The sequence below is a fragment of the Micromonospora sp. NBC_01740 genome, from assembly GCF_035920365.1.
Lineage (GTDB): Bacteria > Actinomycetota > Actinomycetes > Mycobacteriales > Micromonosporaceae > Micromonospora > Micromonospora reichwaldensis.
This window is the reverse complement of the sequence record NZ_CP109150.1, coordinates 6,233,458-6,247,866: the sequence shown is the minus strand read 5'-3', so window position 1 is coordinate 6,247,866 and position 14,409 is coordinate 6,233,458. Positions and strand designations below refer to the sequence as shown.

Annotated in this window: 9 protein-coding genes and 1 pseudogene; 7 read left to right on the top strand and 3 right to left on the bottom strand. The window is 69.8% G+C overall.

Annotated elements, in window-relative coordinates; all coding sequences use genetic code 11:
* Positions 1-45: 45 nt before the first annotated feature.
* Positions 46-1,731 carry a cellulose binding domain-containing protein gene (locus OG989_RS27195; RefSeq protein WP_327028897.1) on the bottom strand — a complete coding sequence of 562 codons (1,686 nt, stop codon included), beginning with the start codon at positions 1,729-1,731 and terminating at the stop codon, positions 46-48.
* Positions 1,732-2,000: 269 nt separating this feature from the next.
* Positions 2,001-3,809, bottom strand: a complete 1,809-nt coding sequence (locus OG989_RS27190) for a family 43 glycosylhydrolase (protein WP_442791887.1) — start codon at positions 3,807-3,809, stop codon at positions 2,001-2,003.
* 528 nt (positions 3,810-4,337) lie between these two features.
* Between OG989_RS27190 and OG989_RS27185 the strand changes: the two are divergent.
* Positions 4,338-4,811, top strand: a pseudogene (locus OG989_RS27185) (alpha/beta hydrolase family esterase); the annotation flags it as partial.
* Positions 4,812-4,891: 80 nt separating this feature from the next.
* On the opposite strand, the gene OG989_RS27180 reads toward OG989_RS27185, so the two are convergent.
* Positions 4,892-6,409: a glycoside hydrolase family 27 protein gene (locus tag OG989_RS27180; protein WP_327031243.1), complete on the bottom strand. Its 1,518-nt coding sequence runs from the start codon at positions 6,407-6,409 to the stop codon at positions 4,892-4,894.
* A gap of 843 nt (positions 6,410-7,252) precedes the next feature.
* On the opposite strand from OG989_RS27180, the gene araB reads away from it, so the two are divergent.
* The 6 genes from araB (at position 7,253) to yjfF (ending at position 14,387) form a co-directional block, all read left to right on the top strand.
* A complete protein-coding gene (gene araB / locus OG989_RS27175) occupies positions 7,253-8,938 on the top strand; it encodes a ribulokinase (protein WP_327028896.1) in 1,686 nt (561 codons plus the stop codon).
* Between the two features lie 8 nt (positions 8,939-8,946).
* Positions 8,947-9,618 carry an L-ribulose-5-phosphate 4-epimerase gene (locus OG989_RS27170; protein ID WP_425857571.1) on the top strand — a complete coding sequence of 224 codons (672 nt, stop codon included), beginning with the start codon at positions 8,947-8,949 and terminating at the stop codon, positions 9,616-9,618.
* Between the two features lie 89 nt (positions 9,619-9,707).
* Positions 9,708-10,700, top strand: a complete 993-nt coding sequence (locus OG989_RS27165) for an ABC transporter substrate-binding protein (protein WP_327028894.1) — start codon at positions 9,708-9,710, stop codon at positions 10,698-10,700.
* An 89-nt stretch (positions 10,701-10,789) separates the two neighbouring features.
* On the top strand, positions 10,790-12,331 hold the full coding sequence (locus tag OG989_RS27160) for a sugar ABC transporter ATP-binding protein (RefSeq protein WP_327028893.1): 1,542 nt from the start codon (positions 10,790-10,792) through the stop codon (positions 12,329-12,331).
* A complete protein-coding gene (locus OG989_RS27155) occupies positions 12,328-13,398 on the top strand; it encodes an ABC transporter permease (RefSeq protein ID WP_151452864.1) in 1,071 nt (356 codons plus the stop codon). Before OG989_RS27160 ends, OG989_RS27155 begins: the two co-directional genes overlap by 4 nt.
* Entirely contained in the window at positions 13,395-14,387 is a 993-nt protein-coding gene (gene yjfF, locus OG989_RS27150; protein ID WP_151452863.1) for a galactofuranose ABC transporter, permease protein YjfF, read from the top strand. Before OG989_RS27155 ends, yjfF begins: the two co-directional genes overlap by 4 nt.
* The last annotated feature ends 22 nt before the right edge of the window (positions 14,388-14,409 follow it).

The window sequence follows — 14,409 nt, the reverse complement described above, 5'->3', positions numbered from 1 at the left end:
CCGGTTTTGGTCAATCTCCAGGGCATGGGCCCTGCGTCGTAGCGGTCAGACCACCGTGCAGGCGACGCCGTTGAGGGTGAAGGCAGTCGGCTCGGCGGTGTTGCCGCTGGTGTTGGCCTGAAAGCCGATGTTGATGGTGGCCCCGGGGGCGATCGCGGCGTTGTAGTCGACGTTACGGGCGCTCACCTGGCCGCTGGACGGCGAGTAGGTGGCACCCCAGCCCGAGGTGATCGACTGGCCCGAGGGCAGGTTGAAGGCCAACGTCCAGCCGTTGATCGCCGAGGTGCCGGTGTTGGTGATGTCGATGCTGGCCGTGAAGCCGGAGCCCCAGGAGTTCATCGTGTAGGCGACCCGGGGTCCCGTGCCCCCACCCGGGGGCGGGGTGACGGTGGGCGTGGGGGTCGGACTGGGCGGCGGGGTGCCGTTCACGCTGGTCACGAAGGTCATGATGCTTCGGGCGGGCAGCGTGACGGTGAGGGAGCCGTTCGACATGGTGAGCGCGCTCTGGGGCGCGACGGTCCGGCTCGCGTCGGTCAGCCAGTTCGAGACGCTGCCGGAAGCGGTGGTGCCCGACAGGCTGAACTGCTGGCTCACCGACGAGGTGTTCTTGTTGACGGCGACGATGACGACGGTGTTGCCGCCCCGGTACGCCGAGACGTAGACGTTTGATGCCGGGTTCGCCGTCGCGTCGATCCGGGTGTAGCCGGGCCGGACGAACCGGGCGAAGTGCGCCATCATGGCACCGCGCTTGCTGACCTGGCCGTCCTCCCGCATGGGACCGTAGCTGCGCCGCAGATACCACCAGACGTACGCCTGGAACTCGGCGTCCACCATGGCGCGGTGGATGTGCTCGCCCACGTCGAGCGCCTCGGGCCAGGCGTCGCCCGAGTTGGTGTTGCTGTTGGGGTAGTAGACCTCGGTCATCCAGAGCTCTTTGCCCGCGCCCTTCTGCTTGAAGAGCGGGTACGGAAAGTTCGAGTACGACGTCCCGTAGAGGTGGGCCCCAATGATGTCCACGTTGGCCAGCGCCGTGGGATCGTTGAGAATCGGGTCCGACACGGACTTGATGTACTGGAACGACTCGGGTGCCATGACCCGGGTGCTGATCGAGCCGGCGTTCTCCCGCAGGAACCTGACCATCTCGGCGGAGGTCCACCACGTCCAGTCGTGCGCGTAGTCGGGCTCGTTCTGCACCGAGATGCTGTACAGGGGCACCCCGTTGTTGCGCATGTACGTGGTGAAGTCGTTGAGGTGCTGCGCATAGGCGGCGTACGAGCTGTAGCGGAGCCGCTTCGCGTTGGTCTGGCTGCCGCGGGTGAAGGTCTCGATCATGCTGGCGGGCGGGTTCCACGGCGAGGCGAAGACGGTCACCCCGAGCTCGGCCGCGCGCTTCGCCGTCGCGAGGTCACGGCCGAAGTCAGCCGAACTCTCGCCGACGGGAATCCGCAGGATGGAGAAGCCCAGCCGACCCTCGCCGGTGCCGAACGCCGTCTCCCGCTGGGCGGCCGTCAGGTCGCCGATCCAGGCCGCGTGGGCCATGGCACCATAGCCCTTGATCGTCTGCCGCTGCGCCGACAGGTTGACGGTCGCCGGCGCGGCCGAGGCTCCCGTGGCTCCCAGCAGTGTGGTCGCCGCTGCCGCGACCGGCACGGCCCCCATGGTCGTCAGGACGGCTCTCCGGCTCAGCAATCGCCGCTCGCCGCTGACCGGCCCGTTCTGATCGTGCGTCATTCTGCGTCCTCCTGGCTGGTGGTGGTGATACGCGCGTGCCCCGGTCCGGTCCGGACCGGTCAGCGCCGCCCTGGGGACTGCCCTTGACCCCGGCGTCAATGACCCGTCGGCTCTCATCGACTGACGCCGCTGTTAGCGTTAACAGATCGTGAGTTTAGGTTCCGGTGCGGGGCGGGTCAAGCGCGGGGCGGGCCGGGCATGACCACCCGGGCGCGAGGGCTGTGCGGGGACGGTCGAGCGTCGCCGCACAGCCCTCTCCCGAGGTCGACTCAGGCGCGGGACCACTGCATGCTGGCGGCGGAGCCGCACGTCCGCTGTTCCAACGCGGCACCGGGAGCGGTGGAGCCGCCGACCACGTTCAGGCACTTGTTGCTGTTGACGTTGACCAGCTGGTGGTAGCCATCGCCGGTGGAGCGCCAGCTGAACACCTGGTTGAGGCCGTCATGGCAGGTGTACTGGACGATCCGGGCCCCGTCGGCCGTGGAGAAGTCCACCACGTCGACGCACTTGCCGCTGTGGACGCTCTGCAGGCGCACGTTGCCCCCGCCGGCGTCGAGGAACCGCCACTGTTGCCAGCTCTGTCCGTTGCCCGTCCACTGGCCGATCACGGCGAGGTCGTCGAGGTTCGGCTGTTGGACGTCGACGACCTGGCCACTGTTGCGGTTGGTGACCCGGTACGCCGGGGTGGCCGTCCCGCCGCCGAACTGCCACCAGTTCACGTTGAACAGGTTTCCGGTGCCCCCGGCGAACCGCAGATACAGGTCACGGGTCCCGGTGGCACCGCTGATCGCGCAGGTGGAGGTGGTCCACGTCTGCCAGCCGCCGGTGCCGCCGACGGCGCAGGTGCCGGCGAGCGGGCCGGTGGCGCTGTCCAGCCGTACCTCGATCCGGCCGCCGGCCGCCCCGGAGGCCACCCGGGCGCTGAAGGAGGTCGCGCCGGCGCCGAAGGCGACGCCCTTGACCTTGATGTAGTCGCCGTTGGCGAGATAGCCGACGTTCATGCCGCCCTCGCTGGACGGCTCGGTCTCGATGCCGGAACCCCAGGCGATCGTCTCGGCCTCCTGCCGGGTGTACGGGTTGAGCGTGCCGACCTGCGGGGCGCCGGCGCTGGTCATGTTCATCGTGGGGATGGTGCCGTTGGAGTTGTAGGTGAACTTCTCCACCGCCACGGACCGGGTGAATCCGCCGCCGCCGGGCAGCGCCCCGTTGTGATAGAAGAAGTACGACCCGCCGTTGAAGTCGACGATGCCGGGATGGTTGGTGAAGCTGGCGCCCTGCCGGGGCATGACCGTGCCCCGGTACGTCCAGGGTCCGGTCGGGCCGGGCGCCGTCGAGTAGCCGATGAACTCGGAGCAGCACTCCGCCGCGAACACGTTGTAGTAGAGCCCGTTGCGCTTGAAGACCCAGGGGCCTTCCTCGTAGAGGGTCGGGCGGCTCGGGTTGCCGGTTCGGGTGCCGAACCCGGCGGTGGTGAGCGGGATCCGGGTCGGGCTGCCGGAGAACGAGATCATGTCGGGATTGAGCCGCACGTACCACAGGTTCGGGTTGCCCCAGTACAGATACGCCTGCCCGTCGTCGTCGACGAGGACGTGCGGGTCGATCTCACCGTTGCCCACCAGCGGGCGGCCGAGCGCGTCCCGGAACGGCCCGGTCGGGCTGTCGGCGACACCGACCCCGATCACCATTCCGCCGCCGCGCTGCCGCACCGGGACGTACCAGTAGAACTTTCCGTTGCGTGGGACGACGTGGCCGGCCCAGGCGTCCGCGTCCGCCCAGGCGAAGGTGCCGAGGTTCATCGGTACGCCGTGGTCGGTCCAGTTGACCATGTCGGCCGACGAGAAGACCCGCCACTCGCGCATGGTGAAGTACGTCGAGCCGTCCTCGTCGTGCCCGGTGTAGACGTAGACGCGTCCGTTGTGCACCATCGGCGCCGGGTCGGCGGTGTAGATGTGCTGGACGATCGGGTTGTCGGCCTGCGCGGTGCCGGGCAGGAGGGCGACCGTGCAGATCAGGCCGGCGAGTACGGCGATGGCGTGCCGAGCTCTCGTCCCGATCCGGCGTGCACGTGTCAGCTTCAAGGCTCACCCCCAGGGTGTCGGCGGTCCAGCGCTCTTCACCGCAGGCGCTGTCGGAGGGACTGCACTCCAGCGCACCCGAGAGACCGCAAGAATCCCTGTTATCGCTAACACTGAACATCAAGGTTGTCTCACGTCGTGCGGGCTGGGTCCGGTACGCGTGCGGAGAGTCGCGCTTGATGGGATGGCAACGCGGACGTCACGGCGTTGACATCGATTACTTGCGATGCACCGTACTGGCCTCGGCGGTGGACGTCAACGACAAGCCGGAGCGCCGCGTCCGTGGCCGCGACCACGGCGCGGCCGGCGAACGTCGCGCCGAATTCGCACCCTGTCTCATCAATTGACACCTAGCTCTGTTATCGCTAACATGCGGCCTCGGGCTGGCTGGTCGCGGGAGCCGACATCGCCACCGGGTCGCAAGCGGGCGGGAGACGGGCGCGTGGTGCGGTCGCGGCCCTTTTGCGTCTTTCCCACACGCACCACGAGGAGCGCGCCCGTCCTGATTCGCGCGGTCCAGACAGGGAGCAGCTGAGGCTCATCGAGGGCGGCCTCTGCGTGAACACGCGGCAGCGCTTCGCGACCGGTTTCAGCTTCGGCGGGGCGATGAGCTACGCCGTGGCCTGCGCGCGGCCGACCGTGTTCCGCGCGGTCGCGGTCCTGTCCGGCGCGCAGCTCAGCGGGTGCAGCGGCGGTACCGGCCGCGTCGCGTACCTCGGGGTGCACGGCACCCGCGACGGGGTGCTCCCCATCGCGAGCGGCTGGTCGCTGCGTGACCGGTTCGTGCAGAACAACGCCTGCGCCGCGCAGAGCCCGCGCGAGCCCGCGACGGGCAGCCTGACCCACGTCCGGACCGCGTACCCGGGCTGCGCCGCCGGCTACCCGGTGGAGTGGATCGCGTTCGACGAAGGACACATCGCGGCGCCCCAGGACGGGGCGCCGGGTGACAGCGGCCCCCGGACCTGGGTGCCGGGGGAGGCCTGGCGGTTCTTCACGCAGTTCCAGTAGGGGGCGAAGGGGCCGGCCGGCCGGGTGGGAGCAGGCGTGTCCACCCGGCCGGCCGCACTAGGGTCGGTGGCCGTCGGTCACACCCGGCTCCACCGCTGGTTGGTGCCGCCGTGGCAGGACCAGAGGATGACCGTGGTCCCGTTGGCGGTGCCGCCGTTGTTGACGTCCAGGCACAGGGACGGGAAGCGGACGCTGCTCACCGTGCCGTTGCCGTTGAACGTCCACTGCTGGTTCGTGCCGCCGTTGCAGTCCCAGAGCTGCACCCGGGTGCCGTTGGCGGCGGTGCTCGGGACGTCCAGGCACTTGCCGAGGACGCGCAGCGTCTGCCCGCTCTGGCTGATCTGCTGGTTGGCGTTGCCGTGACAGTCCCAGATGAGCGTCCCGGTGCCGTTGGCGGTCTGGGAGTTGTCGACGTCGAGGCATCGTCCGGCCGATTCGCTGCGTAGCCGGAACGTGGTGGGGGGCGGCGGGTTCGTGGTGCCGCCGCCGCTGACCCGGTACACCACCGTGCCGTGCGCCGGGACGCTCGCGGAGATCGTTTCGGTGCTGGTGGAGGTGCCGTTGGTCCACGCGTCGCGCAGGGTGAACGAGGTACCGCTCTTGCCGATCGCCGCCGCCGTCGTGGAGATCGTCGTGGTGGAGCTGCCCTGGTTGAACAGCGCGACCGCGACGTCACCGTTGGCCAGCCGCTTCGCCAGCACCCGCCGGGTGCCGTCGTTCGACACCTGGACTGCCTGGAGCCCGAGCGGGTCCTGGTTGATCGCGACCAGGTTCTGGTTCCGCAGGATGCTCAGCGTCGCCGCGCTGGCCGAGCGCAGGTCGTTGCCCATCATGAGTGGCGCTGCCATGATCGACCAGAGCGCGAAGTGGCTGCGCATCTCGGTGTCGTTCATCCCGCCGTTGCCGACCTCCAGCATGTCCGGGTCGGTGAACCCGCCCGGTGCGGCGTACCCGGCCAGCGGCACGTTGACGTCGACGATGTTCCGGATGCCCATCGGGTAGCCGTTGGTCTGGCCGGTGTCCCACGCGTTGGTGATGTCCTCGGTGGTCCGCCAGAGGTTCGCCACGTCGCTCCAGTTGCGCTGCGGCCCGGTCTTCTCGTGGATGCTGTTCGGGTTGATGCTGTAGACGATCGGCCGGCCGGCGGCGGCCAGCGCGTCCCGCATGATGCCGAACCTGGCGACCTGGTCGTTGATGGTCCCGGTGGGGGAGCACCAGTCGTACTTGAGGTAGTCCACGCCCCAGGCGGCGAACTGCCGGGCGTCCTGGTACTCGTGCCCGAGACTGCCGGTGGAGCCGGGGAAGGCGTCGAAGTACTGCGCACAGGTCTGGTCCAGCGGCGCCTGGTAGAGGCCGAACAGCAGGCCGCGCGAGTGCAGGTAGTCGCCCAGCGCCTTCATCCCGCTCGGGAAGCGCTGCGGATGCGCCTGGAGGTTGCCCTGTGCGTCCCGGTCCGGGTTGAACCAGCAGTCGTCGACGACGACGTACCGGTACCCGAGATCGCGCAGCCCGTTGGCGACGATCGCGTCGGCCGTCTGGCGGATGAGCGTCTCGTCGATGTTGCAGCCGAACGTGTTCCAGGTGTTCCAACCCATCGGCGGCGTCCGGGCGACGCCGTTGTCCAGCGCCTGTGCCGGACGGGGCGCGACGGCCCCGTCCGCGACGGTCGCCGCGAGGGCCACCGCCAGGATGCCCAGGGCGGCGGCGAGCCATTGTCTCGGTCTGCGCACGTGTTCCTCCTCGGTCGGAGCGGTGAGTGGCGTCGGGTCGGGCGCCGGCGCCGGGATGCGGCGAACGAGGGCGTCACGGGGCGTGGCCGGTGGGCTGTCGCCCGGCCCTGCCCGCGGGCATCGACGGCAATACCTCGGGACGGGGATCGTCCGGCCCCCGGCCGACCTCGTGCCGGACTAGTCGCTCGCCCGTCCGTCGTCGCGTTCCCGGTCTGCTCCGGCCCGGTGGCTGCCCGGGGACCCGACACGATGAGACGGATGTTATCGCTGACATCCACTGATGTAAATCAGATGCGACGAGGCCGAGTCATCCGAGCGACGATTGATGGCGGTCCGCGTCGGCTTCGGTCGGAGAGCGTCGCAGCTCAGTGCGCGCACCGGAGTCGGCGTCCCCAGGGGGCCGGTCCGTGCGCGACTGATGTCGTGCGCCCGCGAGAAGGCAGAGAAGGCCTGGATGTTCTCGCTAACAGTCGTCGATCTGTCGCCGGGGCTGCGGCACCGGGCGCTCCCGCCCCCGTGCCTCCGCCGAGCGGGCGCCGGCACCATGTCCGGGCAGCCGAGAGCGCGGGAATGGTGACCGGGTGTGATGCCTCTGGTCCGGGCCACACGCTCCGCCTATCCTTCCGTTACTGAGCTGTTGTCGGCCAACGTCTTGACGGCGCTGTATGTGAGCGTTAACACTATGCCGGTCATTGATCGGAGGTGGACATGGGCAGTGTGGACGGTGCGGACGAGCGGTACGTGGTCGGAGTCGACTACGGCACCCTCTCCGGGCGGGCGCTGGTGGTTCGGGTTCGCGATGGTGCCGAGGTCGGGACCGCGGTGCACGAGTACCGCCACGGCGTGATCGAGGCCGTGCTCCCCGACGGCGGCCCGGCACTGCCTCCCGACTGGGCCCTACAGGACCCGGAGGACTACCGCGACGTCCTGCGGCACGCCGTCCCCGCCGCCATGGCCGACGCCGGTGTGGACCCGTCGCAGGTCATCGGCATCGGCACCGACTTCACCGCCTGCACCGTCCTGCCGACGCTCGCCGACGGCACCCCGCTGTGCGAGGTCCCGGAGCTGCGCCACCGGCCGCACGCCTGGGTGAAGCTGTGGAAGCACCACGCCGCCCAGTCGCACGCCGACCGCATCAACGCGTTGGCCCACGAGCGGCACGAGCCGTGGATCGGCCGCTACGGCGGCAAGATCTCCGCCGAGTGGCAGTTCGCCAAGGGTCTCCAGATCCTCGAGGAGGATCCGGAGGTCTACCGCCGTGCCGAGCGCTTCGTCGAAGCCGCCGACTGGATCGTGTGGCAGTTGTGCGACGAGGAGACCCGCAACGTCTGCACCGCCGGATACAAGGGCATCTGGCAGGACGGCCGGTACCCGTCGACCGACTACCTGAGCGCCCTCAACCCTGGCTTCGCCGACTTCGTGGCCAAGTTGGACGGTCCCCTGCTGCCGCTGGGCGAGCGGGCCGGCACCCTCAGCGCCCGCGCCGCCGCCTGGACCGGGCTGCCGGCGGGCATCGCTGTCGCGGTCGGCAACGTCGACGCCCACGTCACCGCCGCCGCCGCCCAGGCACTGAGCCCCGGCCGACTGGTGGCCATCATGGGCACCTCCACCTGCCACGTCCTCAACGGCACCCACCCCGCCGAGGTGCCCGGCATGTGCGGTGTCGTCGACGGCGGCATCAGCGCGGGCGCGTGGGGTTACGAGGCCGGGCAGAGCGGGGTCGGCGACATCTTCGGCTGGTTCGTCAGGAACGCCGCGCCGGCCGGAGTCGCGTCGCACGAGCGGTTGACCGAACTGGCCGCCGACCAACCGGTCGGGGCCCACGGCCTCATCGCGCTGGACTGGTGGAACGGCAACCGGTCACCGCTGGTCAACCACGACCTCAGCGGCCTGATCGTCGGGCTGACCCTGGCCACCCGGCCGCAGGACGTCTACCGGGCGCTGCTGGAGTCCACGGCGTTCGGCACCCGGATGATCATCGAGGCGTTCGTCGAGGCCGGGATACCGGTCACCGACCTGGTCGTCGCCGGTGGTCTCGCCTCGAACCGGCTGCTCATGCAGATCTACGCCGACGTCACCAACCGCCCGCTGGGCATCATCGGCTCCGCCCAGGGACCGGCGCTCGGCTCGGCGATCCACGCGGCCGTCGCCGCCGGGGCGTACCCGGACGTCCACCGGGCCTCGGCGGCGATGGGCCGGGTGAACGAGGGCGTGTACCAGCCGGACCCGGACAACGCGCGGGCGTACGACGCCCTCTACGCCGAGTACCGCGCGCTGCACGACCACTTCGGCCGCGGCAGCGACGACGTCATGCTCCGCCTGCGGGCGATCAGGAACACGGCCCTGGACGCGGCCGCGGCGCGGACCGACACGGTTCTGGAGGCGATCGGATGAGCAACGACATGGCGCGGCAGGTGAGCGTCCTGCGGGAGACGGTGGCCCGCCTGCACGCCGAATTGACCCGGTACGCGCTGGTGGCCTGGACCGCCGGCAACGTCTCGGCGCGGGTCCCGGGCCAGGACCTCATGGTGATCAAGCCCAGCGGTGTCGACTACGACGCCCTGACGGCGGACACCATGGTCGTGTGCGACCTGAACGGGACCGTGGTCGACGGGAACGGCGCGCCGTCCAGCGACACCGCCGCGCACGCCTACGTCTACCGGGCCATGCCGGAGGTCGGTGGCGTCGTGCACACGCACAGCAGCTACGCCACCGCCTGGGCGGCCCGGGGCGAGTCCATCCCGTGCTGGCTGACCGCCCAGGCCGACGAGTTCGGCGGGGAGATCCCGGTGGGGCCGTTCGCGCTGATCGGTGGTGACGACATCGGCAAGGGGATCGTCAGCACCCTGTCCGGGCACCGCTCGCCGGCGGTGCTCATGCGCAACCACGGGGTCTTCACGATCGGCAAGGACGCCCGCGCGGCGGTCAAGGCCGCGGTGATGTGCGAGGACGTCGCCCGTACCGCGCACCTGGCGCGGGCGCTCGGGCAGCCGCTGCCGATGACGCAGGCCGACATCAGCTCGCTGCATGACCGGTATCAGAACGTCTACGGCCAACGCCCGGCACCTGGCTGACCGGGAACGGCCCCTTCTCGTACCAACCTCACCACCACACCGGGACACGCGCGCGCCACGTGTCCGGACCACCCCACCGAGGAGAACCGATGAGAACCAGGAGAACGGCACGCACCCTGCTCGCGGTCGTCGCCACCGTGCTGCTCACGGGCAGCCTGGCGGCCTGCGGCAACAGCGACACCGGCGACGGCTCCGCCGACGACGGCAAGGTCACGCTGGGCTTCTCGCAGGTCGGCGCGGAGAGCGGCTGGCGGACGGCGAACACGACCTCGATCAAGGAGGCCGCCGCCGCCGCGGGGATCGAGCTGAAGTTCGACGACGCGCAGCAGAAGCAGGAGAACCAGATCAAGGCGATCCGGAACTTCATCCAGCAGAAGGTCGACGTGATCGCCTTCTCGCCGGTGGTGGAGTCCGGCTGGGACACCGTGCTCAAGGAGGCCAAGGACGCCGGCATCCCGGTGATCCTGACCGACCGCTCCGTCGACTCGGCCGACAAGTCGCTCTACAAGACGTTCCTCGGCTCGGACTTCGTCAAGGAGGGCCGGCTGGCCGGCGAGTGGCTGGTGGAGCAGACCAAGAGCGCCAGCGGGCCGGTGAACGTCGTCGAGCTTCAGGGCACCACCGGCTCGGCGCCGGCCAACGACCGCAAGGAGGGCTTCGCCAAGGCGATCGCCGCCAACCCGAACCTGAAGATCGTCGCCTCCCAGTCAGGCGACTTCAAGCGGGCCGACGGCAAGCAGGTCATGGAGCAGTTCCTCAAAGCCAACCCGAAGATCGACGTGCTCTTCGCGCACAACGACGACATGGGTCTGGGCGCGCTGGAGGCGATCACCGCGGCCGGCAAGGTGCCCGGCAAGGACATCACCATCATCACCATCGACGCGGTGAAGGACGGCATGCAGGCCCTCGCCGACGGCAGGTTCAACTTCATCGCCGAGTGCAGCCCGCTGCTCGGCCCGCAGCTGATGGACCTGGCGAAGAAGGTCCACGCCGGCGAGGAGGTCCCGGCCCGGATCGAGACCGAGGAGACCACCTTCACCCAGGAGCAGGCCAAGGAGGCACTGCCCAACCGCAAGTACTGACCGACGCCGGGGTCGCCGTCCGTCGACGGCGACCCCGGCCCGTCGCTCGCTCCTGTCCTACCGACACCATCCAGAAGAGGTCCGATGGGATGACGGATAGCCGTCCGGTCCTGACCATGACCGGGATCAGCAAGACCTTCCCCGGGGTACGCGCGCTCCACGACGTCGATCTCCGCCTGTTCCCGGGCGAGGTCCACGCCCTGATGGGCGAGAACGGTGCCGGCAAGTCGACCCTGATCAAGGTGTTGACCGGCGTTTACGCCATCGACGAGGGCACCGTCGTTCTCGACGGTGAGCAGGTCGCCTTCAGCGGCCCGATGCAGGCGTCGGCCTCCGGGGTGAGCACCGTCTACCAGGAGGTCAACCTCTGCACCAACCTGTCCGTGGCGGAGAACATCTTCATCGGCCGGGAGCCCCGTCGTCTCGGCGCGATCCGCTGGGGCGAGATGCGCCGGCGGGCGCGGGCGCTCCTGGCCCGGCTGGATCTCGACATCGACGTCACCGCGCAGCTCGGCACGTACTCCCTGGCGGTGCAGCAGATGGTCGCCATCGCCCGGGCGATCGACGTACGGGCCCGGGTCCTGATCCTCGACGAGCCGACCTCCAGCCTGGACGCCGGTGAGGTCGCGCAGCTCTTCCGGATCATGCGGCAGCTACGCGACGAGGGCATCGGCATCCTCTTCGTGACGCACTTCCTCGACCAGGTCTACGGCATCGCCGACCGCATCACGGTGCTGCGCAACGGCGCCCTGGTGGGGGAGTACCGGACGGAGGAGCTGCCCCAGCTCAGCCTCGTCGAGAAGATGATCGGCAAGGAGCTCGACGTCCTGGAGCGCCTCGACGAGCAGCAGAAGCGGACCGCCGCCGTACGGTCCGACGCGGCCCTGCTGGTCGACGCGTCGGAGCTGGGCCGCAAGGGTGCGGTCGCCCCCTTCAGCCTGCGGATCCACGCCGGCGAGGTGGTCGGGCTCGCCGGCCTGCTCGGCTCCGGCCGTACCGAGGTGGCGCGGTTGCTGTTCGGCGCCGACCGCGCCGACCACGGCACGGTCGTCGTCGACGGCGGCGGGACGCAGGTGCGTAACCCGGTCCAGGCCATCGACCGCGGCGTCGGGTTCTGCTCCGAGAACCGCCGCGCGGAGGGCGTCGTCCCCGAGCTGTCGGTGCGGGAGAACATGATCCTCGCGATGCAGGCGGCCCGCGGGTGGCTGCGGCCGATCCCCCGCCGCCGGCAGGACGAGCTGGTCGAGAAGTACATCCAGGCGCTCAGCATCCGGCCGGCGAACCCGGATCTGCCGGTGCGCAACCTCTCCGGCGGCAACCAGCAGAAGGTGCTCCTGGCCCGCTGGCTCATCACCGAGCCGCGCCTGCTCATCCTCGACGAGCCCACCCGGGGGATCGACGTCGGCGCGAAGGCCGAGATCCAGAAACTGGTGGTCCAGCTCTCCGACGACGGCATGGCGGTGCTGTTCATCTCCGCCGAGCTGGAGGAGGTGCTGCGGCTGAGCCACCGCGTCGCCGTGATGCGTGACCGGACGATGGTCGCCCAACTCGACAACGACGACACCCTCGACGCCGACCGCGTCATGCGGACCATCGCCAGCGGCACCACCGGTGCGGAGGTGATCCGGTGAACGCCGTCGCCGACCGCCTCCGCCCGCTTACCGGCCACCGCCTGTTCTGGCCGGTGCTCGTGCTGGTGGTCATGATCCTGGCCAACACGATCTACCGGCCCGGCTTCCTCTCCATCGAGGTCAAGAACGGGCACCTCTACGGCACCCCGGTCGACATCCTCCGGCTGAGCGCACCGCTGATGCTGGTGGCGCTGGGCATGACCCTCGTCATCGCCACCGGCGGCATCGACCTCTCCGTCGGATCGCTCTGTGCCATCAGCGGCGCCATCGCCTGCCTCCACATCAGCGAGGCGCCCGACCAGAACAGCCCGGCGACCGTACTCACGGCGCTCGCGCTGGCCTTCGGCGCCGCGCTCGCGCTCGGCGCCTGGAACGGGGTGCTGGTCGCCGTCATCGGCATCCAGCCCATCATCGCCACGCTGATCCTCATGGTGGCCGGCCGAGGGCTCGCGCAACTGGTCACCGAGGGCCAGATCATCACGATCAACTCCGGGCCGTACCGGGCGATCGGGCTCGGGCACTTCCTGACCCTGCCGCTGGCCGTCTTCATCGCCCTCGCGGCGGCCCTGCTCATCGCCGCCTTCACCCGGCGTACCGCGCTCGGTCTGATCGTCGAGTCGGTCGGCGGCAACGCCGAGGCGAGCCGGCTGGCCGGCATCCGATCCAGCCGCGTCGTCTTCCTCGTGTACGTGCTCAGCGCCGCCTGCGCCGCGGTCGCCGGGTTCATGATGACGGCGAACGTGTCCAGCGCCGACGGCAACGCCGCCGGCCTCTGGGTGGAGCTCGACGCGATCCTCGCGGTGGTCATCGGCGGCACCTCACTCGCCGGTGGCCGGTTCTCCCTCGGCGGCACCATCCTCGGCGCGCTGATCATCCAGACCCTCACCACCTCGGTGTACGCCATGAACATCTCGCCGCAGACGGCCCTGCTGTTCAAGGCGGTCGTCGTCATCGCCGTCTGCCTCATCCAGGCGCCGGCGTTCCGGGCCAGGTTCAGCCGCCGCCGTCGCGGCACCACGCCCGGGCCCACGGCGCGGCGGCGGGAGAAGGAGCAGGTGCCGGCATGAGCAGCACGTCACTGACCACCGGCCGTGCCTGGCGACCCAGGGTGCCCCGACGGCACGTCCCGGTCCTGGCCACCCTCGCCCTGCTGCTGGTCATGTACGGCGTCGGCGTGTCCCAGTACCGGGCGTTCTCCAACGTCCAGGTCGTCTTCAACGTCTTCATCGACAACGGCTTCCTGCTGGTCGTCGCGGTCGGCATGACCTTCGTGATCCTCACCGGCGGCATCGACCTGTCGGTCGGCTCCGTCGTCGCGATGACCGCCATGGTGTCGGCGTCGCTGCTCCAGGACGGTCTGCCCGCGGCCCTGGTGCTGGTCGTCGCGCTGCTGATCGGCCCGACGCTCGGGTTCCTGATGGGCTGCGCGATCCACTTCTTCGAGATCCAACCGTTCATCGTCACCCTCGCCGGGATGTTCTTCGCCCGGGGCATGTGCACGTTCATCAGCGACGCGTCCATCCCCATCACCGACGGCTTCTGGACGGCCGTGTCGCAGGAGCGCATCGGCGACCCGCGCGGCAACTTCGTGTCGATCATCGTGCTGATCGCGTTCGCGGTGGTGCTGGTCGCCGCGTACGTGCTGGCGTACACCCGCTTCGGCCGCACCGTGTACGCGATCGGCGGCAACCCCCAGTCGGCGCTGCTGATGGGCCTGCCGGTGGGGCGTACCCGAATCGCCGTCTACACGGTCAGCGGCCTCTGTTCGGCTATCGGCGGCATCCTGCTGTCGTTCTACACGCTCTCCGGCGCACCGCTGATCGCCATCGGCATGGAACTGGACGTGATCGCGGCTGTCGTCATCGGCGGCACCGTGCTCACCGGCGGGTCCGGCTACGTCTTCGGCACCGTGCTGGGTGTGCTGGTGCTGGGCGTGATCCAGACCCTGATCACCTTCGACGGGAGCCTGAACTCCTGGTGGACGAGGATCGTGATCGGTGGCCTGCTCTTCGCCTTCATCCTCCTCCAGCGCCTCATCGGCATCCGCTTCAAGTGACCGCCCATCTCGCGGAAGGCAA

Bases quoted from the DNA above. Each gene is read 5' to 3' on its own strand.
- OG989_RS27195 (WP_327028897.1), bottom strand. From the start codon at position 1,731: ATGACGCACGATCAGAACGGGCCGGTCAGCGGCGAGCGGCGATTGCTG.
- OG989_RS27180 (WP_327031243.1), bottom strand. From the start codon at position 6,409: ATGGGTTGGAACACCTGGAACACGTTCGGCTGCAACATCGACGAGACG.
- araB (WP_327028896.1), top strand. From the start codon at position 7,253: ATGGGCAGTGTGGACGGTGCGGACGAGCGGTACGTGGTCGGAGTCGAC.
- OG989_RS27170 (WP_425857571.1), top strand. From the start codon at position 8,947: ATGGCGCGGCAGGTGAGCGTCCTGCGGGAGACGGTGGCCCGCCTGCAC.
- OG989_RS27165 (WP_327028894.1), top strand. From the start codon at position 9,708: ATGAGAACCAGGAGAACGGCACGCACCCTGCTCGCGGTCGTCGCCACC.
- OG989_RS27160 (WP_327028893.1), top strand. From the start codon at position 10,790: ATGACGGATAGCCGTCCGGTCCTGACCATGACCGGGATCAGCAAGACC.
- yjfF (WP_151452863.1), top strand. From the start codon at position 13,395: ATGAGCAGCACGTCACTGACCACCGGCCGTGCCTGGCGACCCAGGGTG.